Source organism: Nitrosospira sp. TNL300 (assembly GCF_055385915.1).
The window spans coordinates 1,538,598-1,557,938 of sequence record NZ_AP041005.1; the positions used below are offsets into that span (position 1 = coordinate 1,538,598).

The following is a 19,341-nucleotide window of genomic DNA, read 5'->3' on the forward strand; positions in this document are numbered from 1 at the left end:
CACGCCGCGGCGCTTCTTTCTTTTACAGGCTTCTTCTACAGGTGGGCCACGAGCATCTGAGCGGAGCATGAGATGAGAGATATCAGGAAGGATTGGAAAGTGAAGGATACAAAAAAGAGACCCGGCAAGGAGTAGTCGGCCTTTACCGGGTCAGTGGCATCCACTACAAGAGGGAGAAAAAAGCGGATGCCTGAGTATCATTTTCCCTTAGTCTGACTATGGTTTCTGTGCGCAGGCGCACATAAAATGAATTTTCTTGCTTTGGCATTCGCTTATAAGGAGAAAGCAGGAAAAATGTTCTGGCAGTCAGCATCGCTCTGGCAACGATGCCCGTCCTGGTAAAATGGCTTTCATGAAGAGCCCGCTGCCGGTACCCACGGTTGTGCTGGCTGGCTTGAAAGATTCCTTCAGGTTCGAGGATCTGACCGTGGAATCGCATCGCTTTGAACATCCTGCTCATACCGATGATCATTCCGCCTGGCTTTTGAAAGAGGAAAAAATCTTGCATTCACCCGATCTGCTTAATCCCGACCAGTTGCCCATGATGGGGTTTGCAGTCTCATTTCTTGACGATCTCCGGCAGACAACCATTGATGCGCGAAAGCAGGAGCCATTCGCAAAACATATGACTCAGTTTCCGAAGTATGGGGCCATGTACGGTTGATTGAGTACTGCTGACAGTGTCTCAGCGAAAAACGATGACAATCGCCATTATTTCTATTTCCTTCATTTGCGTATAATGTATATTATGTTAAATTCAATGCATAAGAAACGTTAAAGCATGCATGGCCCCGCTCATGGCTATCATGGATGGTAGTTTGGAGACTGAATCATGCGTTGACGGACGCAACTGACCCGCGGGCTTATCCGACAGCGCGAGCATGCGCCGCATTGGGCCAACAACCACAGCCCTGCTATCATGACATTCCCTCCTACCCATCATGCCATCCCCAAGTCACTCAAAATCTGCGCGGAATACAGGCGGGTTTCCAATGGTTCTATTTTCTCCCCGCGTAACCACTTGGCCAGATTCCCTTCACCCCAGTTATAGGCTTTAAGCGCGAGTTCCCACGTGCCAAACTTCTTATACAGCCTCGCCAGAAACTGCCCCGCATAATCGATGGCTTGCGCCGGGTTAAGCGGGTCTACGCCAGGATGCCAGCGCGTCACGATTTGCATTATTCCCATTGCCCCGGCACTGGATACTATGCGCCCGGAAACAATGTCATCCCGAAAACGCGACTCCTGCCACGCCAGACGCGCCAGCATGCCGGACGGTATTCCGTAACGCTTTTCCGCTGCTTCAAGCAGGGGCTTATACCTGGCGCCGCGCCCGTTCAAATCATCGACCCAATTCTCCATACGCACCCCGAAATCAGATCAAGACATGCGTCAGGCACATAATTTTATCAGGCCGCGTCATGAAAAATGATCCCCGCAGTGTGGCGATGACCCGAGCGCAAGCGGCTGACGCCATGGCGTAAATTAACCCGATAAATCCTACGCTTACCCTGAACTGGCCCCTGGGCATCCAGGTCGTTCTCTATCCGTTCCCAATCGAGTTCATGCACACGGCAGTCAATATTCTTGTCCGGCATGATTTTCCGTACTTTCCGTGCCAGAGTGTTCATGCCTCCACCTCCCCGCCCGCTTCTTTTTCCAGAAGAGAACGCTTGCGCTCCACCCCCCAGCGGTAACCCGCCAAGGCGCCGTCGTTGCGCACTACCCGATGGCACGGGATGGCCACCGCGAGCCGATTGGCCGCGCAGGCCTGCGCCACTGCCCGCACTGCACGGGGTGAGCCGATGCGTCTTGCAATATCTGTGTAGCTGGCCGTCTGCCCCACGGGAATTTCGCACAGGGCTTGCCACACACGCTGCTGGAACGAAGTGCCGCGCACATCAAGTGGCAGATCCAGGCCGATACCCGGCGCCTCGATAAAGCCGACAACCTGCGCCACCAATTGTTCAAAATCCGCATCCCCGCCGATCAGGTCGGCACGAGGAAAATTGTCCTGCAGGTCGCGCACCAGCTTTTCCGCATCCTCCCCCAGGAGAATCGCACAGATGCCACGATCGCTTTGCGCAACAAGGATTGATCCCAGGGAGCACTCCCCGATGGCAAAGCGAATTTTCGTATCGATGCCGCCAGCGCGATAGCGAGTCGGTGTCATGCCCAGGATCTTGTTCGACTTTTCATAGAAACGGCTATTGGAACTGTATCCCGCATCAAAAATGGCATCCGTCACTACGCCGCCACCTCCCAGTTCATCGCGCACCTTTTTCTCGCGTTGCGCGGCGGCATATTGTCTCGGCGTCAATCCGGTCACCTTTTTGAACACGCGATGGAAGTGATAAGTGCTCATGCCCGCTTGCCTGGCAAGGACGTCGAGGGTTGGGATATTCTCCGTTCCCTCGATGATGCGGCAGGCCTGGGTGACTCTGGCCGTATATTGCTCGGCCAACGTGGGCCGGTCCGGCTGGCAGCGCTTGCAGGGCCTTAAACCGGCCTGCTCGGCTTCTTCGCGGGTCCCGTAAAAACTGACATTCTCCGGTCGTGCTGGACGAGCTGCGCAGGTAGGACGGCAGTAAACCCCAGTGGTCCGCACGCCGTAATAAAAATTGCCGTCCGCTTCAGCGCTGCGCGCCTTGACAGTGGCCCAACGCGGGTCATTGAGCGTTGCATCGGCAAGCTGTGCTTTTTTCATTGATGTATTCGGACTCATGATCGCATTCGCTTATGTATTGATAACGACCGCCAATTTACCAATGCCGCAAGCCCGCCGCACTCCGGGTCTTGCTTTCGAATTCGATGATTAATTACCCTGTTTTGCCATATAAAAGTTGAACAAGCAGCCGTATTACCTGTCTTAAGGTTGTATGTAGGTGGTATGTAGAATATCTGAGTCATCCCATTCTGCACAATGACCCTGATGAAACATCAGAGCAGTTTGCCGACATGAAGTACTCGGTGGGTTACGATCCTCCCGCGGGGCGCAAGAGCTGCCCTGCAATCCTTGCCAGGCCGATCGAACCCATCAAAGAACTGCTGATCAAGGGCATCCGGTACGATGGCTCGATCTTTCGCCCAAGCGACTGGGCCGAACGATTATGCGGCGTCGCGGCGCTACTGGACTCAGATGCGACAGCGCCAATCCGTGCGCATCAAGCAGCTCGCCCTGGTTTCCATTGTTCTTCCCACGTACGGCCTGCCATCATTAGCGGTGTCATTTGCGTGATCGTCGACCTGCGTCTGCGCGACCTGGAGAAGAGAGTCTGGGATTTCGTCACAGGTTTCGCGCACGATAACAATCTCATCATGCTCGAATATTGTCAATTTGCCGGAGGCTTGGTTTAGTGCGCAATGGAACGTAAAACCTGGCCAAGGCACATCGGGCATCTTGGCGCTCTGCAGGAGATGTGACACGGTAGCGGGATGGACGTTGAATAGTCTGCATCGTCCTCTGGCTCAAAGATTGGCTTTTTAGACGGAAGGTTATTCCTTCTTTATTTCTGTTCCCGTCAGTATCGGCCATTTGGCAAACGCAAGAATCCATAGAAGAATCAGGATGCCCCCAGGGATCAAGGCAATCCAGGATAATGCCGGTTTGAAACCTGCTCTTTTGAAGATTCTCCAAAATGGAACGACGAAAAAGAGTGCGGATACTATCAGCCATTGCAGGATTGCAAATTCACTCATCTTACCTCCCAATACTCAATATGACTCTTGCGGCTTCAACCATAAGAATCCTTTCACTATTTTTCAATTTTACCTGTCCCTATATCTGATGGCAGTTTTTTCAAAAAAGCTTTTAAACTGTTTATCGCCTTGTTTCTACTGCCTGCCACTCCTAAACGTAGCATAAGGTCTTATGTTTCACCTATCGTCGATATCTGGCTTCCCCTGCATATTTTCCGCGATAATCGTGATTTCAGTCACAACAAATAAGATCGAGTCTGTTCAATGCATCTTTCGATAATCATTCCGGCTTTTAACGAAGAGCTTCTGATTGAAGCGTGCCTAAAATCTGTTCATGCGTCGCTCGTGGCAAATGCCACACCCGGTTTTACCTCGGAAATAATCGTAGTCGACAACAACTCCACGGATAACACGGCTGAGCTTGCGAGGCAGGCCGGTGCGCAGGTCGTTTTCGAGCCAGTCAATCAGATTGGCCGGGCGCGAAATACCGGAGCTGCCGTGGCAACAGGAGACTGGCTATTATTTGTGGACGCCGACAGTATTTTGAATCCCGAATTATTTGGCGATATTCTGCGGTTGATAGAAGAAGGCAGAATTGTAGGTTGCGGGAGCGCCATCAAAATGCAGGATCTGCCGTGGTGGGCCAGTGGCGTATTGCGACTCTGGACTGCAACATCCGTCCTCTTTCGCTGGGCGGCCGGCGCACTTGTCGTCAGCCGGGCGGATGCATTTCGTGATGTGGGTGGCTTCGATCAGGAACTTTATGCCGCTGATGAAATAACTTTGAGCGAAAAGCTGAAAAAATGGGGACGGCCGCGCGGCCTGCAATTCCCGATCCTGACGAAACATCCGCTGGAGTCCTCGCCGCGAAAGGTGCAACTCTACTCCGCGGGAGAGATTTTTGGCCAGATCGCGCGAGTCATACTGAACCCTCGCCGCTCTCTGCAAGACAAAAAGCATCTGTCAGTCTGGTACGATGGGCGGCGCTGACTTGTCATGGACGATAACACCAAATAAGTGCGCATTCCGTTCCGTCAGACTTGCTCATTCCTGCTTAAACAGGAACAAAACTGACTTCCTGCTTCCCCGAAGCTGGTTTCACTCGGGTCTTACGACCTGAGCCAGAGCCGTCCTCTCCACAGGCTGAGACGGTGGAACTCACCGCCATATTCTTTAAATTGACAGCGGCGTTTACGTCGCGGTCATGGATTGCGCCGCACTCCTGGCATGTCCATTGCCGCATTGCCAGCGGTAACGACTCCAGTTTATGGTTGCAGTCTGAGCAGGTCTTGCTGCTGGCAAAGAAACGATCAGCTACTACCACTTGCCCACTACGCATCGCGGCCTTGTACTCCAGTTGCCGCCGGAACTCAAAAAATCCCATATCAGCAATCGAGCGTGCCAGGTGGCGGTTTTTCACCATGCCGCGCACGTTTAAGTCCTCAATACCGATGGTATGGAAGCGCCGTGTGAGGTCTGTCGTGAGTTTGTGCAAAGCGTCCGAGCGGATATGGGCAATGCGAGCGTGCAGCCTTGCCAGTTGGACCCTGGCTTTCTTGCGGTTGGCCGAGCCTTTTTGCTTGCGGCTCAAGCTACGCGAGAGCCTTTGCAGGCGATGCAGCAGCGCTTTGTGCGGCTTAGGGCCAGCAATGCTTTCCCCCGTTGAGAACGTTGCCAGTGCCAAGACACCCAAATCCACACCTGCCGCGCCTTGGTTTTTGGCTGGAGGCAGGTGCGAATCATCCTGGGTATCTACGGCAATGCTGACAAACCAGCGATCAGCCACACGGGAGACGGTGGCCGACATCACTTTGCCAGCAAAACGCAACGCCTCACGCATACGCACCCAGCCCAAATTGGGGATGCGTATGCGACAGGCGTCGATACCGAATTGGTCGCTGGTGAGCGTGAAGCGGTCATGCGCTCCTTTTTTGCGAAATCAAGCCTTTCTTGTGGTAGTTCATGCCTGAGCCCAGATCGGCAATCACCTCAAATGTCCAGCCCTGGCGGGCGCAGTAGAGTTCTAGCACCTGCTTTTGGCGCTCCAGGTCGTCTTTCTGGTCTTGGCTGGAGACTCGGGCGTAGGCGACGGTGCGCAGCGCTGCTGTGGACGTATGAAATTGCTGCGGGCGCAGCCTGGCCAAGTCGTAGCGCCTGCGCCCGCCCGGTGTGCGCTCATCAGGAATCAGCCTGCCTTCACGCTCCCAGCGTCGCAGCGTTTGGGCTGCTACGCCCAGGAACTCAGCGGCTTCCTGAATGCTGACCATTTTGCGAGACATGTTCAAAACATATATGAATGAACAAAAACACGCAACTATTTATTGAACTGTTTTAACCCCTCCCCTTTGACAAGATCCTGCGCTGGCTGGGGCCAGTTCACGAAACGAAAAAAATCGCCATGCTAAGCGTGTGTCGAAGCCGGCACCCAGCGATACAGCGTCGGAATAGACACGCCGAGGTTCCTGGCCACGTCCTTGGGCGGGACACCGCTGGCCAGCAGCTTCCTGGCCGACTCGATCTTGCTGTCCGTCATCTTGGGCTTGCGCCCACCCTTGCGGCCGAGCTGCTGGGCGATCTCCAATCCGGCCCGGGTGCGCTCGACGGTCAACTCGCGTTCCATCTCGGCGAGGCTGGCCATGACGTGGAAGAAGAACCGGCCGGAAGGCGTGCCGGTATCGATGGCATCGGTGAGGCTCTTGAACTGAATGCCTTGCTTGCGCAGTTCGCCGACCAGATCGACCAGTTGCTTGACGCTGCGACCCAGTCGATCCAGTTTCCAGACGACCAGTGTGTCGCCCTCGCGCAGCATTTCAAACGCCTTGGTCAAGCCAGGACGATCGGTTTTCGTGCCGCTCACCTTGTCCTCAAAGATTTTTTGGCACCCGGCCTTGGTCAAGGCTTCCCGCTGCAACTCAAGGTTCTGATCCTGCGTCGAGACACGCGCATAACCAATCAACATGACTTGTCTCCCGGATGGTCGTCGTTGCGCTCTTCGTCTTTCCCCATACCATCCAACCAGCAGGTCGATGTCACTGCCGTCCTGTGGTTGGTGCCATGCAGCACCGAGCCGAAAACACGCGGGTTTGCCGCACAAAAGCGACTTGTCGCTTCGCGCACTGCACTTCGCTTGAGGTCAAGCGCAACGGACGGCCGCATCGGTATTCTTCCTTATCGAAACTCGTTGAGATGATAGCCAATCAAGAATAGAATTTCAAGAACTATTTTCGAGAATAGCAATGCCTTAATTTTGCGCCCCGTATCAACGTCCTGACCTAGCTTCTCGAAATCCCTCGTTTATAAGAAGAAGGCACCTGCATGCCCGCTGTTCGATCCTGTCCCGCCGCCTGTGGCAAAGCCTTCTGGTGTTGCCCGACAACCATGCCGACCCCGATCCGGTACTACACGCTCAGCGAGTCCGACCTTTCCATCATCCGACAGCGGCGAGGTGTGGTGAATCGCCTCGGCTTCGCGGTCCAGCTCTGCTACCTTCGCTTTCCGGGCACGGTTCTTGGTGTCGGCGAGCCACCATTATGCGTACCGGTACTTTTGAGCAGATATCTCTAAAATAGATGAAGAAATAAATTAATTTTTATTATTGATAAACAAAATAAGAGGATGCTATTGTAATAAATGACATTAAATATGAATTTGTTCCCTGGCTACTGAAACTGCTGAATGTCGAACATACCTCCTGTCCCAGAACAAGCTGACGGGGAAACCTATCGCGCTGTAATTCTCGGTGCTGGCGTTTCGGGCCTCTGCATGGGCAGGGCCTTGCGTAAAGCCGGTATCACCTCATTTCTCATTATCGAGAAATCTGGAGGAATTGGAGGCACATGGGGGGACAATACCTATCCCGGAGCCGAGTGTGATGTCCGCTCTCACCTTTATTCGTACTCCTTCGACCTCAACCCCGACTGGTCTCAGGCTTACGCTCCACAACCTGAAATCCGTGAATATCTGGTGCGATTTGCCACGAAGTTCGATCTCCTGCCTCGTATCAGGCTCAATGCCACGCTGACGAGCGCGCGCTTTGATCCCGAACAGGGGTTCTGGCTGTTACGGCTTGAAAACGGGGAGCAACTGAAGGCAAGTTTCTTCATCTGCAGCGCGGGGCCGCTGAGCGAGCCGCGATACCCCGATATCCCGGGCATGGATATCTATGAAGGCCGCCTGTTTCACTCTGCCCGATGGGATCACGATTATTCCCTTGATGGCAAGCGGGTCGCGGTTATCGGCACGGCGGCGAGCGCGGTCCAGATCATTCCCCGCATTGCTCCCCTTGCCGCAAGGCTTTACGTCTGCCAGCGCTCCCCTAACTGGGTCATCCCCAGGCTGAATCATGTTTACGCGCCATGGGAAAAAGTCCTGTTTCGGTTAAAGCCGGTTATCAAAGCCAACCGCTTTCTGCTCTATTGGCTTCATGAAATGAACCGTCTTTCCTTTAATCCCGGCGGTTTCATGGCAAGGATCGGGCGTGGGCTTGCAGAATGGCATCTTAGGCGGCAGGTGACCGATCCGCGCCTGCGGGAAGCGTTACGTCCCAGCTATCCCTTCGGCTGCAAGCGTGTCCTGCTTTCCAACGACTACTACCCTACCCTCATGCGCTCCAACGTGGAGCTGATCGATACTCCCATCCAGCAAATCAACCGCACCAGTATCCTCACGTGCGACGGGCAGAAACGTGAAGTGGACGCGATTATCTGTGCGACCGGCTTCAATGTAAAACATATGTTGTCGGTAGAAATACGGGGTTTGCATGGCGATACACTGAACGAGGCGTGGGCGGGTGAGCCCAAGGCTTACCAGGGAGTCACAGTGGCTAATTTCCCCAACCTTTTCATACTCCTGGGGCCAAATACGGGGCAAGGACACACCTCCGCAATCCTTTTTATAGAAACCCAGGTGAACTATGCGCTGAAATGCATCCAGGAGGTGGCCAGGCAGCGGAAGCGCTTTCTTTCAGTGAAACCTGAAGCCATGAATCGGTATAACGAGGAATTGCAAAAGACTTTATCGACAACGGTATGGGCTGCAGGATGCCGGAGTTGGTACAAGACAGAATCCGGGAAAATCATCGGAATTTATCCGGGATTCTCCTTTCAGTACGCAAAGCAGCTTCGAGAACTTCGATTCGAGGATTATGTCATGTGTTAAGCCTCGTGGGGCTGGTAGCTCCGTGCAGTCAACCACTGCGGCCCTACCACAGATCCCCGAGCACCCTGTTGAGTATGAAAAGCACCACCGCCAGTCCCAGCAAGCCCAGCAGCTTGCCGCTTTCCTCCATCCTGTCTGCGATCAAGCCCGAAACCTCGCCAGACTTGCGGAAGAAATACAATGCAACCGCAATGCCCACCACCATTGCTGCATACAATATTTCCACATAGCCGACCTGAAAATACCATTCACTTTTGTCCACGCCCTGCATTTCCTTTCCTGTTTATCTTGCTTCCTGGTTGGTAGGGAGCGCTTCTCCTCCCTGCCCTCTCGATAGACTCCTGCCGGTGGATGTCCGGCAGTTCCGCAGTTCTAGACGGCGACGACATGGAGCATTCGCAGCAACTCTTCCGCCGCAGGCCTGGAGGAAGCTGGGTTCTGACCGGTTATCAGCTTATCGTCGACCTTGACGTAGGGTATCCAGTTGTCTGCCTTGCTGTATATGGCGCCGCGCTCCCTCAGACGATCTTCCAGCAGGAATGGAACAACCGAGGTCAGGCCAACCGCTTCTTCCTCGGCATTTGAAAAACCGGTCACGCGCATCCTTTTGACCAGATACTCCCCGTCTTTTCCCCGCACGTTGACCAACGCAGCGGGGGCATGACACACTGCGGCAATCGGTTTATCGGCTTCTATGAAATCCTCCAGCAATGAAATGGATATCCGGTTATCCGGCATATCCCACATCGGGCCATGCCCTCCGGGATAAAAGACCGCATCGTAATCGGCTGCCGAAATGTAGGTCAGCTCTTTGGTATGCGCAAGCTCAGCCTGTGCGGCGCTGTCTGTCCGGAAGCGGCGCGTCAGGTGAGTCTGGTTTTCCGGGAGATCGCTTTTCGGATCGATCGGTGGCATATTGCCCTTCGGCGAAGCCAGCGTGATTTCCGCTCCTGCATCCTTGAACGCATAATAGGGGGCAACGAATTCTTCCAGCCAGAAGCCGGTTTTCTTACCAGTGTCGCCAAGTTGATCATGGGATGTCAGAACGATGAGAATTTTCATGTTCATCTCCTTTGTGGGAAAACATCGAAACACCAACGGAAAATTGGAACAGTTAACCTATAGCAGGTATTGGCATCGCTTTCAAACTCAACAGTCGACCAACGATGCTGGCAATTGAAATACAACATCCGGGAGAACCGGAGGTGCTGAGGCCTGCGTCCCGTCCGGTTTCCAAGCCTGGTCGCGGTGAAATCCTGATCAAGGTGGCAGCGGCCGGGGTAAATCGTCCCGATATCCTGCAGCGCCGGGGGCTTTACCCTCCCCCTCCAGGTGCCTCGGAAATACCCGGGCTTGAAGTCGCGGGGGAAATCATTGGATCAGGCGAAGGCGCAACCCGATTCAGGCAGGGCGAAAAGGTTTGCGCGCTTGTTGCAGGCGGTGGCTATGCTGAATATTGCGTGGTGCACGAGAGCAACGCCCTGCCGATACCATCGGGTCTTGACATGATCGAGGCAGCGGCATTGCCGGAAACCTTTTTTACCGTCTGGACCAACCTGTTTCAGCGCGGCAAGCTCAAATCGGGCGAGATTGTACTCATTCATGGTGGCACCTCGGGCATCGGCACCACCGCCACAATGCTGGCCAAGGCTTTCGGCGCCATTGTCCTGACAACAGCAGGCTCGGAGGAAAAATGCCGGGCATGTGTTGCCCTGGGCGCTGATTTCGCCATTAATTACCGCACGCAGGATTTCGTCGAGGAAGTCCGAAAGTTTACGGATGGCAAAGGAGTCGATGTCATTCTCGATATCGTCGCCGGGGACTATGTAGCGAGAAACTACAAGGCGGCTGCGCTCAATGGCCGTATTCTCCAGGTCGGTATCCAGAATGGGCCTGCCATGGAGCTGAACCTGATGCCCATGCTGGCAAAAAGGCTAACGCATACCGGCTCGACCCTGCGATCTCGCACCGTGGCTGAAAAGGCTCAGATTGCGCAGGAACTGGAACAGCAGGTCTGGCCGTTATTGCATCAGGGGAAAATAAAGCCGCAAATATTCAAAACGTTCCGACTGGAGGAAGCTGCCGAGGCGCATGCATTGATGGAATCGGGCGCCCACATCGGAAAAATCGTTTTGACGACAGGAGTAATTGAAATTCATCGTCTTTACTCACAATTGACCATCCACGGTATGCCGAACTGATCGACCAGCATGCCAAACCGGGCAGCCCAGAAGGTGGACTGGATCGGCATCTGCACGGTTCCATTTTCCGACAATGCCGTAAATATACGTTCGGCTTCTTCCGGCTTTTCCGTATTCAAGGCTATCGACATCCCTTTGGTTTTTTCATAATGTCCGGGTGGCGCATCCGAGGCCATCAAGACAGCATCGCCTACCGTCAGGCGCGCGTGCATGATTTTGTCATGCCATTCCGGCGGTGTTTGTTCCGCCATGGGTGAACTTCCGAAGGTAAGCATTGCTGTGATCTTCCCTCCGAGACATTTTTCATAGAACTTGAAAGCGCTCTCGCATTGACCGTTGAAATTGAGATAAGGGTTCAGTTGCATGGGGAAAACTCCTCCGGTTGGTTGACGATTCAAGCTGAATTCATATCTCTCCCGCTGGAGGGACACGTATATTTTAAGTTAGGTACCCGTGGTCGAGACACGAAACTCACGTACAGACTCGATATTTTGCAGTGCTTTTGCAAGCCCCGCAGCTCTGCCGGCATTTGTCGTCCTGACATCCATGCGGTATTCGAACAAGCCCGCCCGCGTAATCCGGTAACTCATGGTTGCAATCTCAAACCCATGGTCGAGTGCGAGGGCACGGACCTGGTCTTCCGGCATCACCTTATGGCGGTCAAAGCTTACGTAATACTGAGCGTATGACTGCCGCGGGATCCGGTCTTCGATCAAACGGAAAAGCGAGAGTATCCCGAGGGTCAGCAGAGTTCCAAAAATACCGGGAAGGAAAAAGCCTATACCCATCAGTATGCCGATACCGGCTGTAATCCAGATGGAAGCAGCAGTGGTCAGGCCGCGAACACTCAGGCCTTCCTTGAAAATAACCCCGGCTCCAAGAAAACCGATACCGGTCATGATGCCCTGCGACATCCGGGTTGGGTCCATTCGGACGGCCTCCATCGATATATTTGGCGGCAGCCACTTCCACTGATAGAGCGTGACCAGCATTAGCAGGCTGGATGCAAGGCAAACCAGTGCATGCGTTCTGAAACCGGCGGGATGCCCGTGCAGGCTTCGTTCAAGACCGATAGCCCCGCCCGATAGAACTGCCGCCAAAAGATGAATAGCAATCGTGACGAAATCACCCGCGTTTATAGCTTCCAGAGCCCTTCCTCCTTTTAACCCTTCATAGTAAACCGAAATCGCTTCAACCGCCCCTCTCCTCTCCAGGACCGGTAAGCGGCTAATAGACAATTTGGGTTGAAAGAACAATTGCGGAGACTGGGTTGAGTAGATTGCTCTTTAGAGATGGGTTAATCCTAATTGCAAATTGGCGATTTAAGTATTCAGCATCTTTACGTTTGTCGAAGAATTTTACAGTTATATCCAGAAATTCGAAATCTGCAAGGCAGGGGAGAATGTATAAACAGATATGACAGAATTTCTGTCGGGTAACCTGAGAAAGATGGAATACAGAAAATCCAGCCCTTTTGCTACCAATGTCACTCATTTTGTTGAGGAACCGGTTGCCGAAGTGCCCTCAATAGACGCTGACAATGCCGTACACTCAGGCTCACGTGAAAACGGCGCAGTATTTCGCCACACAGCAACTGGCTACTCCATACATCTGCTGGATATCCTAGTTCGCGCGGACAATCGCGAAGCATGAATTCGAGCTGGCGCATTTGCTCATGCACAAGTTTCGCATGTCTTCCGGGATGAGGTTTTTCCTTGAGACCTGTTATACCCGTCTGCTGGAATTGCTGCACCCAGCGCTCGACACTGCGCGGATTATCACCAAACACTTTGGCTACTTCGTAACAACTCCCGCCCGCACCTATCAGCAATATACAGTGTAATCGGTGCATAAAGCGTAATTGTGGGCACCCTTGCATCTCCCGCCTCAGCGCCATCTGAATGACATTAGTTTTGGTAACCTCAAGTTTGCGCATCGCTAGCCTATACGGATGTCAATGGGATCTAACAGCCACATACATATTTCACCATAGCATCATGCGGCAATATATGCGGCACATATTTTGTCTTATAACACGTATCCCGGTTATGGCAGGCATCTTGCATGAAAGCACGATAAGGCAGTCGATCAAGCTTTTGGATGAAAACTCGATTTCCGAACACAGAGCATGAAGCGCATTTCCTCGTGTTATTCCAAGCAAAAGGAGAACGAAAATGAAGACTTCGAAGAATCGATGGAAAGTATTACATGCAGCAGCGTTTGTGATGGTTATTGGTGCTGTGCCTCCAGCCGCCCACGCAGTTGGTTTTGTATTAAATCCGGGAGGAGTGGACAATGCGGCCAACTTTACCAGGAGCCATCAATATTTTTTTGGTGTCGGGGGTGTAACTCCATTGGTCAATGGCACAAATTGGCGAACAACTTTAACGGATGCTGCAGGGGGCGCTGGTGCCCGTAATCTGACCGTAGGTATCCAGCACATTGCGGGCGCAGGTGTACCGCCCGCAGGACCGGTATTTAATTTTTCGTTTCCCGGGCTAAAACAACCTGTCATCGGAGCTGTCGACGTAGTGGGACGGGCAGAGCAGCTTAATCATGGAGCTGCCGTGGACTTGGGTCGTACCACAGTGTCGATACGTGCCGGAGCGGAGCCTCCTTCTGCGGCGACAGTGATAACATCGGGACAACATGTGGCGGCTGGCACACCGTTCGCGTGGTCCCTGACCAATACCGGCGGCATGCCGCTGACTGCGGTAGCCATCACACCCAGCTACCGCGAAGTCGGCACCGGAAACCTATTTGATGGCAGCGTTATTAATCGCGTGAATCTTGCTGCAGGCAGGACCGATGGAGGCGCTCTCCCGGCGGCTGCGGTAAACCCGGCGAATGGAGCACTGGGACGGTTAAGCGATTATAAGGTCCAGGCGTTTGGCTCAGGTCAATCTGAAACAATGCTGGCATTTGCAGGCAAAGTGGATGGTGCTATAAACGAGCTTGATCTTGGCAGCGCAACAATGCTCTTTAAAGGCTCCGATGAGTTCCTGGTACCAATGTTTAGCAGGAACGATAATACATCAGACCTGTTTGTGGCTGTGGACCTGACACAGTGGCTTAGTGCCGAAGGCTCACTTCCACTGAGTACGGGCGAGTCATTTAATATTTCTGGAGGCACGAACCCATCATTGCCAGGCTTCCTCTTCTCCACATCACCGATCACCTTTGTGCCTGGAACTGGTTTTATCACGGCAAATCCGCTGGGTGGAGAAAACGTTCATGTTCGTGCAATGATTGATGGCGTATCCGTTGTACCTGAGCCTTCAACTGTTCCGATGTTCGGTGCAGGCCTTTTAGTTATCATGGCCGCATTGCGGCGTTTGCGTGCAGATCCAGGAACGCAATAAGACGGGGGTTCCCTCGTTTTCAGTGCAATAACTCATAGAGGTAAGCCCCCGGCTATGCCGGGGGACTCAGCAGGGTTTGACCTTTACGACGATCGGTATGAATCTTTGCTTATTGCACCCTACATTTTCTACGTCTCAGCTATGTTGTGGGGGGTGTTGAATTTGCCAGGGCTTCCTGGAGTTTTTTCTCCTGCTCGGGAGACAAGGACGTTCGCAGGACCTTGCCTTTAACGCCGGTGAGCTCCGCCAGAACCTTTTCCGGTTGCGCCTTGCGCACGAGAATGAAAAGCGCTGATGAGTTGGCGGGGATGGTTTCACTCAACGACTTGATGAAATCATCGTTGATACCGTAGTCGGCGAGAGAGCCGGACAGCGCCTCTGCCCCGACGCCGATTGCACCGCCCAATACAAAGCCGGCAATCGGATGCATGAATAGCAGTCCGATCAGCCCTCCCCATAAGCTGCCGGAAGCGAGCATGAAGCCGGTCGTCGCTCCCTCAATGGTAGGATTAATGCTCTGCTTGAGGTGGACCCTGCCGGCCTCGTCGCGGATGACGACAACGGCGTCCTCAAGATCTATCAGGTGTTCCTTTTTCAATTTGGCAAGTCTAAGCAAAACACGATCGGCTTCTTCGGCATCTTTAAAACCCACTACCACCAGCTCAGACATGTCTTTCTCCTGTCATAAAGTTTTTCTGTTTTCTGAGTCGATCCCGGGAAGAATCAATTTGCAACCAGCGAAACAGATTTTATGCCGCGCCTCCACTGGCGCTGATGTTCTGTCCGGTAACCCAGCCGGACTCCTCGCTCACCAGAAAGAGGACAACTCGCGCTATGTCTTCCGGCTCTCCTACGCGCCCCAGGAAAGACATCGCTGCCATCCGTCTTATCGTTTCTTCGCTTTTTCCCGTAGTGAACATTTCCGTATTGACCGGTCCTGGCGAAACGATATTTGCAGTGATGCCGCGATCCCCAACTTCTCTTGCGAAGACGCGCGTCAGTTGTTCGACAGCACCCTTGCTGGCCGCATAGGCGCCATAATTGGGAAGCATCAGCCGTGTAACAGTGCTGGATAAATTCACCACACGACCTCCATCCTCGAGCCGGACAGCAGCTTCCCGGAGAGCATAAAAAACGCCTTTCACATTGACATCCAGAACGCGGTCGAACTCGTCGTCGCTGATGTCAGACATCTTTCTGGACAGGAGCATGCCCGCGTTATTGACGAGAATATCCAGGCGCTGAAAACGATCGATTGCGGCATCGAAGAGACTGCAAACTTCAGCTGAATTACTGACATCCGCTTTGATAGCAATTGCCTCTGCGCCTGCCTGCTGGATTGCGGTGCAGACTGCCTCGGCCGCTTCCCTGTTTTTAGTATAGTTCACGACTACGTTTGCGCCCGCACCTCCTAATGTGCGCGCTATTTCGGCACCAATGCCGCGTGATGCGCCGGTGACGATAGCGACTTTATCGTGTAGCGGTTTGTTCATTTCATTCTTTGATTATTGAGTCGGCGAGCAAACAGTACGAAAGTACGAACGTCATACCGGCGGAAGCCGGTATCCAGTAAAGTTCAAGGCACGCCATTATTGGTTTGGGCTGGATTCCGGGTTACTGGATTCAGAGTCAGGCCCGGAATGACGAGATTCATAGTATTTTCTGGCCGGATCAATAGTTGCGGATGAAGGCGATGCTGTCCCTCTTCTTCTGTTTCCTCTTGCAACGGTAGCCTGATTCCCGTTTGCTCGTTTATTCCGCAAATTCAAGCTGCAGGGAAAAAATTCCGAATCTATTCTGCGGACTGATCTGCGAGTTGATCGGTAAAGCTCAGCTCGATGCCATTTCCGGCAGGGTCTTTAAAGAATAACTGAGTAATGCCCAGCGCAGGTACCTGGCCTTTTCTGAACAGGATGCCGTGCTGCTTCAACCTTTCCTCCATTTCAGGGCGTCCGGTGCAGGTGAATGCGGCATGATCGAAAGTAGTCGATATGTGGGTATGCCGCACTTCATCCACGGCCGCTTCACTCAGGTGAAGTACGCATTTATCACCAGCATAAAGCCAGTACCCGAAGCTTTCGAACGGGGGGCGAAAACCCTGCGCGAGTCCTACTACATCGCAATAAAAAGCCTTGAGGCTATCAAGCAATTCTCGTGGGGCACGCAGATTATAGTGATTGAAGTCGATGACTTCCACTCCTCACTCCTTTGCTCCGTTCGCTTTCAGTAATTCTGCCACGTTACTGTGGTTTTTGCTCAATGCCCACTGCAACGCGGTTTTGTCCCATTCATTCCTTAGATTGGGGTCGGCGCCGTTTTTCAGAAGAACTCTTGCGGCTTCAACATGCCCGCCTCTCGCGGCCATCATAAGCGCAGTCGTTCCATTATCGGATGTTGAATTGATCGGCACACCTCCTTCCAGCAAGAGTTGGATGATCCGGGGGTGGCCTCCTGTTGCGGCATAAATCAGCGGGTTCCATCCCTCATGGTTGATTTCCGCTCCCTTGATGTACAGTTTTCGGACAATATCTTCCAGACCGTGCAGGCTTGCGAGCATGATCGCTGTTTCGCCATAGCGGTTGCGAAGGTTGAGCCGGGCACCGGCCTGAACGAGCAGATCGACAAGATCGGCATTTTTATGACGGACAGCAGCCATTAAAAGCGTATTTCCCTGCTCATCGGGTGTATTCGGATCAGCGCCCTTTGCGAGCAGTTTGCTGATATCGGATGTATTATTGTCTTCAGCCGCCCAGCGCAAATCTTCATAAACCCCACCCATTGCATAAGGCTGCTGAGAGAGACTGGCAGCAAGCACCAGACCAGCCATAAATAATTTTCTGGATGAACTCATAATTCAGGCCGCTTTGAACAAGTTGAAAAAGTTATCGGTCGTGATCCTGCCGATTTCCTCGATAGGGATGCCGCGCAGCGCCGCTATTTCTTCCGCGACGTTTCTCACAAACGCGGGTTCGTTTGTCTTGCCACGATACGGCACGGGAGCAAGATAGGGTGAGTCCGTTTCTATCAATATCCTGTCCAGGCTGATTCTTCTGGCTACATCCTTCAACGCAACGGCATTCTTGAACGTGACAATGCCTGAAAACGATATATAGAAATTCATTTCCATCGCCTGCCGCGCTACTTCCCAGCTTTCCGTAAAGCAATGCATGACTCCTCCCACCTTGTCCGCACCTTCCTCCGCCATGATCCTCAGTGTATCGGCAGCGGCTTCACGCGTGTGGATGATGAGCGGTTTCGAGCATTGGCGGGCAGCGCGGATATGCTGACGGAAACGCTCCCGCTGCCATTCGAGATCGCCCTTGAGGCGGAAATAATCCAGTCCGGTTTCACCTATCGCCACCACCTTTGGATGATCAGCCAAAGACGCCAATTGTGCCGCCTGCGGTTCGGCGAGATTTTCATAATCGGGGTGGACGCCGACTGAGGCGTATAAATTGGGATAGTTCTCGGCAAGAGTGCGGACCCGGGGAAAATCCTGGAGATTGACACTCACGCAGAGTGCATGACTGACGTCATTTTCCCGCATTCGTGCCAGCAATTCATCCAGCCTGCTCGCGAGATCGGGAAAATCAAGATGACAATGGGAATCGACAAACATGGTGGAACCCGGTCAAAAAGGAGAAAGGAGGAAATGACGACAACAGCAATTATTCCTCTGATCCAGGGATGCTGGCTTATGGGCGTCAGTTGATTATCGCCGCTATTGATTCCAAATAGTCGCTTAATCGAACATATCACACGGAAAAAAATCCCGATAGTAGGCTCTGTATATTAACGCCTCCAACCACCGCCGGTGGGTAAATCGCTCTCACTCTGCCTCAACAGCAGTATCCAGGTGCAAAAATGACGTCACAGGCCCTAACTACCCGTATCCGGTACTCGCGGCCATAACAGCCGATTGCTTTCAACCCATTTTTGAAGCCTTCTCCGTGCAGAATCTCCTGCTGTTTTTATTTCCAGATGATCACGAATGGACTTCCAGGAATTCAAATCTGCAACACCTTTTAATTCTTGAATACTGGGGACGCCGTAGAATTCGGAAAAAATCATACGCTAGGGTCTGTTGACGTTTTGATCCAAGGTTTTGTCATTGGGAAGAAAACTCGTATTGTTAAAGCTCTCATACAGTAACAACACGAGTTTTCGATGCCCCGATTGCTGCTCAGTGACGAGCATTGGTCGAAGCTGCATAAGATTCTGCTGCAGAAGGCCATATACGACAAGCCTGATCTGCGCATGACCGTCGAGGCCATGCTCTACCGGATGCGTACAGGCTGCCCCTGGCGGGACCTGCCGCAGGCGTTTGGCGGCTGGAACAGAATTTACAAGCGCTTCAATGCCTGGTCTGCCGCAGGCAAGTGGACCGGGATTTTCAAGGCGCTCGTGGTCGAACCTGACCTGGAGTGGGCTTTTATCGATGGCAGTTATGCCAAGGCACATCAGCATAGCGCTGGGGCTGCCAGTAGTGAGGATGAAGCAATCGGGAAAAGTCGGGCAGGCAACACCAGCAAGATTCACCTGGCAGTGGATGCCCATGGTCTCCCGATTGAATTTGAAATCACCGGGGGACAAGTCAATGACTGCACGGTGGCACCGGAGCTGATTGCCAGACTCCCGCAGGTGGAAACGATCATCGCGGACAAGGGCTATGACAGCGAGCGAATCCGCGAAACCATCGAGTCGCAAGGGGCAAAGTCAGTCATTCCCAGGAAGCGTAATTCGCTCAAAGGCAATGCAGATTTGGATAGAGGATTGTATCGTTATCGGCATTTGGTGGAAAACACCTTTGCCCGCTTGAAGCATTATCGAGCCGTAGCATCACGATTCGACAAGCTGAAGAGAAATTACGAGAGTGTGGTAGCCATGGCCTGTATGATCCTCTGGCTACCAATGTGAAACGT

Annotated in this window: 26 protein-coding genes and 1 pseudogene; 8 read left to right on the forward strand and 19 right to left on the reverse strand. The window is 53.0% G+C overall.

The genetic code is table 11. The features are described 5' to 3' along the window. Nucleotides 1–163: 163 nt before the first annotated feature. Entirely contained in the window at nt 164–508 is a 345-nt protein-coding gene (locus ACZ5BW_RS07075; RefSeq protein WP_464543565.1) for a hypothetical protein, read from the reverse strand. Here ACZ5BW_RS07075 and ACZ5BW_RS07080 point away from each other — a divergent pair. Then, nucleotides 503–664 (forward strand): hypothetical protein, encoded by a 162-nt coding sequence (locus tag ACZ5BW_RS07080; RefSeq protein WP_464543566.1) that lies wholly within the window; start codon nt 503–505, stop codon nt 662–664. The two genes, ACZ5BW_RS07075 and ACZ5BW_RS07080, sit on opposite strands and share 6 nt — an antisense overlap. 275 nt (nt 665–939) lie before the next feature. Here ACZ5BW_RS07080 and ACZ5BW_RS07085 read toward each other — a convergent pair whose 3' ends face one another. The 3 genes from ACZ5BW_RS07085 to ada are packed head-to-tail and all read right to left on the reverse strand — an operon-like array spanning nt 940 to nt 2,707. Beyond that, the gene (locus ACZ5BW_RS07085; protein WP_464543567.1) at nt 940–1,362 is read right to left on the reverse strand and encodes a lytic transglycosylase domain-containing protein; all 423 of its coding nucleotides are present in this window, start codon (nt 1,360–1,362) and stop codon (nt 940–942) included. Nucleotides 1,363–1,409: 47 nt separating this feature from the next. Then, nucleotides 1,410–1,631, reverse strand: coding sequence for a 2OG-Fe(II) oxygenase (locus ACZ5BW_RS07090; RefSeq protein ID WP_464543568.1), 222 nt, complete (start codon nt 1,629–1,631; stop codon nt 1,410–1,412). Next, nucleotides 1,628–2,707, reverse strand: coding sequence for a bifunctional DNA-binding transcriptional regulator/O6-methylguanine-DNA methyltransferase Ada (ada, locus tag ACZ5BW_RS07095; protein ID WP_464543569.1), 1,080 nt, complete (start codon nt 2,705–2,707; stop codon nt 1,628–1,630). Before ada ends, ACZ5BW_RS07090 begins: the two co-directional genes overlap by 4 nt. A 251-nt stretch (nt 2,708–2,958) precedes the next feature. On the opposite strand from ada, the gene ACZ5BW_RS07100 reads away from it, so the two are divergent. Continuing rightward, a complete protein-coding gene (locus tag ACZ5BW_RS07100) occupies nt 2,959–3,357 on the forward strand; it encodes a DUF3579 domain-containing protein (protein ID WP_464543570.1) in 399 nt (132 codons plus the stop codon). Between the two features lie 138 nt (nt 3,358–3,495). Here ACZ5BW_RS07100 and ACZ5BW_RS07105 read toward each other — a convergent pair whose 3' ends face one another. Continuing rightward, on the reverse strand, nt 3,496–3,699 hold the full coding sequence (locus tag ACZ5BW_RS07105) for a hypothetical protein (RefSeq protein ID WP_464543572.1): 204 nt from the start codon (nt 3,697–3,699) through the stop codon (nt 3,496–3,498). A gap of 264 nt (nt 3,700–3,963) precedes the next feature. Between ACZ5BW_RS07105 and ACZ5BW_RS07110 the strand changes: the two genes are divergently transcribed. Further along, nucleotides 3,964–4,689, forward strand: a complete 726-nt coding sequence (locus tag ACZ5BW_RS07110; protein WP_464543573.1) for a glycosyltransferase — start codon at nt 3,964–3,966, stop codon at nt 4,687–4,689. Nucleotides 4,690–4,753: 64 nt separating this feature from the next. On the opposite strand, the gene ACZ5BW_RS07115 is transcribed toward ACZ5BW_RS07110, so the two are convergent. The 4 genes from ACZ5BW_RS07115 to ACZ5BW_RS07130 form a co-directional block, all read right to left on the reverse strand. Next, entirely contained in the window at nt 4,754–5,584 is an 831-nt protein-coding gene (locus ACZ5BW_RS07115; protein ID WP_464543670.1) for an RNA-guided endonuclease InsQ/TnpB family protein, read from the reverse strand. Nucleotides 5,585–5,615: 31 nt separating this feature from the next. Then, entirely contained in the window at nt 5,616–5,978 is a 363-nt protein-coding gene (locus tag ACZ5BW_RS07120; protein WP_464543574.1) for an IS607 family transposase, read from the reverse strand. Between the two features lie 122 nt (nt 5,979–6,100). Next, on the reverse strand, nt 6,101–6,658 hold the full coding sequence (locus ACZ5BW_RS07125) for a recombinase family protein (protein WP_464543576.1): 558 nt from the start codon (nt 6,656–6,658) through the stop codon (nt 6,101–6,103). Then, entirely contained in the window at nt 6,652–6,855 is a 204-nt protein-coding gene (locus ACZ5BW_RS07130; RefSeq protein WP_464543577.1) for a hypothetical protein, read from the reverse strand. The genes ACZ5BW_RS07125 and ACZ5BW_RS07130 overlap by 7 nt, the downstream gene beginning before the upstream one ends. Before the next feature lie 155 nt (nt 6,856–7,010). Between ACZ5BW_RS07130 and ACZ5BW_RS07135 the strand changes: the two are divergent. Further along, nucleotides 7,011–7,227, forward strand: a pseudogene (locus ACZ5BW_RS07135) (DUF4158 domain-containing protein); the annotation flags it as partial. A 147-nt stretch (nt 7,228–7,374) separates the two neighbouring features. Beyond that, nucleotides 7,375–8,856, forward strand: coding sequence for a flavin-containing monooxygenase (locus tag ACZ5BW_RS07140; RefSeq protein WP_464543578.1), 1,482 nt, complete (start codon nt 7,375–7,377; stop codon nt 8,854–8,856). A gap of 43 nt (nt 8,857–8,899) precedes the next feature. On the opposite strand, the gene ACZ5BW_RS07145 is transcribed toward ACZ5BW_RS07140, so the two are convergent. Both ACZ5BW_RS07145 and ACZ5BW_RS07150 read right to left on the reverse strand, forming a co-directional pair. Beyond that, nucleotides 8,900–9,127, reverse strand: coding sequence for a hypothetical protein (locus ACZ5BW_RS07145; RefSeq protein ID WP_464574212.1), 228 nt, complete (start codon nt 9,125–9,127; stop codon nt 8,900–8,902). Nucleotides 9,128–9,228: 101 nt separating this feature from the next. After that, the gene (locus ACZ5BW_RS07150) at nt 9,229–9,918 is read right to left on the reverse strand and encodes a type 1 glutamine amidotransferase domain-containing protein (RefSeq protein ID WP_464543579.1); all 690 of its coding nucleotides are present in this window, start codon (nt 9,916–9,918) and stop codon (nt 9,229–9,231) included. A gap of 143 nt (nt 9,919–10,061) precedes the next feature. On the opposite strand from ACZ5BW_RS07150, the gene ACZ5BW_RS07155 reads away from it, so the two are divergent. Beyond that, nucleotides 10,062–11,057, forward strand: coding sequence for an NAD(P)H-quinone oxidoreductase (locus ACZ5BW_RS07155; RefSeq protein ID WP_464543580.1), 996 nt, complete (start codon nt 10,062–10,064; stop codon nt 11,055–11,057). Here the strand turns inward: ACZ5BW_RS07155 and ACZ5BW_RS07160 are convergent. From ACZ5BW_RS07160 to ACZ5BW_RS07170, 3 genes are all read right to left on the reverse strand, one after another. Then, nucleotides 11,021–11,422 carry a VOC family protein gene (locus tag ACZ5BW_RS07160; protein WP_464543581.1) on the reverse strand — a complete coding sequence of 134 codons (402 nt, stop codon included), beginning with the start codon at nt 11,420–11,422 and terminating at the stop codon, nt 11,021–11,023. The genes ACZ5BW_RS07155 and ACZ5BW_RS07160 overlap by 37 nt on opposite strands. Before the next feature lie 78 nt (nt 11,423–11,500). After that, nucleotides 11,501–12,295: an MgtC/SapB family protein gene (locus ACZ5BW_RS07165; protein WP_464543582.1), complete on the reverse strand. Its 795-nt coding sequence runs from the start codon at nt 12,293–12,295 to the stop codon at nt 11,501–11,503. Nucleotides 12,296–12,543: 248 nt separating this feature from the next. Then, nucleotides 12,544–12,993, reverse strand: a complete 450-nt coding sequence (locus tag ACZ5BW_RS07170) for a helix-turn-helix domain-containing protein (protein ID WP_464543583.1) — start codon at nt 12,991–12,993, stop codon at nt 12,544–12,546. A 238-nt stretch (nt 12,994–13,231) separates the two neighbouring features. Between ACZ5BW_RS07170 and ACZ5BW_RS07175 the strand changes: the two genes are divergently transcribed. Then, on the forward strand, nt 13,232–14,419 hold the full coding sequence (locus tag ACZ5BW_RS07175) for a PEP-CTERM sorting domain-containing protein (RefSeq protein ID WP_464543584.1): 1,188 nt from the start codon (nt 13,232–13,234) through the stop codon (nt 14,417–14,419). Nucleotides 14,420–14,558: 139 nt separating this feature from the next. Here ACZ5BW_RS07175 and ACZ5BW_RS07180 read toward each other — a convergent pair whose 3' ends face one another. The 5 genes from ACZ5BW_RS07180 to ACZ5BW_RS07200 form a co-directional block, all read right to left on the reverse strand. After that, on the reverse strand, nt 14,559–15,089 hold the full coding sequence (locus tag ACZ5BW_RS07180) for a DUF1269 domain-containing protein (RefSeq protein WP_464543585.1): 531 nt from the start codon (nt 15,087–15,089) through the stop codon (nt 14,559–14,561). Between the two features lie 79 nt (nt 15,090–15,168). Then, nucleotides 15,169–15,912 (reverse strand): SDR family oxidoreductase, encoded by a 744-nt coding sequence (locus ACZ5BW_RS07185; RefSeq protein WP_464543587.1) that lies wholly within the window; start codon nt 15,910–15,912, stop codon nt 15,169–15,171. Nucleotides 15,913–16,211: 299 nt separating this feature from the next. Then, nucleotides 16,212–16,616 (reverse strand): VOC family protein, encoded by a 405-nt coding sequence (locus ACZ5BW_RS07190; RefSeq protein ID WP_464543588.1) that lies wholly within the window; start codon nt 16,614–16,616, stop codon nt 16,212–16,214. Between the two features lie 3 nt (nt 16,617–16,619). Further along, the gene (locus tag ACZ5BW_RS07195; RefSeq protein ID WP_464543589.1) at nt 16,620–17,270 is read right to left on the reverse strand and encodes an ankyrin repeat domain-containing protein; all 651 of its coding nucleotides are present in this window, start codon (nt 17,268–17,270) and stop codon (nt 16,620–16,622) included. A 3-nt stretch (nt 17,271–17,273) separates the two neighbouring features. Beyond that, nucleotides 17,274–18,038: a TatD family hydrolase gene (locus ACZ5BW_RS07200; protein WP_464543590.1), complete on the reverse strand. Its 765-nt coding sequence runs from the start codon at nt 18,036–18,038 to the stop codon at nt 17,274–17,276. A gap of 548 nt (nt 18,039–18,586) precedes the next feature. Here ACZ5BW_RS07200 and ACZ5BW_RS07205 point away from each other — a divergent pair. Next, the gene (locus ACZ5BW_RS07205; RefSeq protein ID WP_464543591.1) at nt 18,587–19,336 is read left to right on the forward strand and encodes an IS5 family transposase; all 750 of its coding nucleotides are present in this window, start codon (nt 18,587–18,589) and stop codon (nt 19,334–19,336) included. Nucleotides 19,337–19,341: the final 5 nt, after the last annotated feature.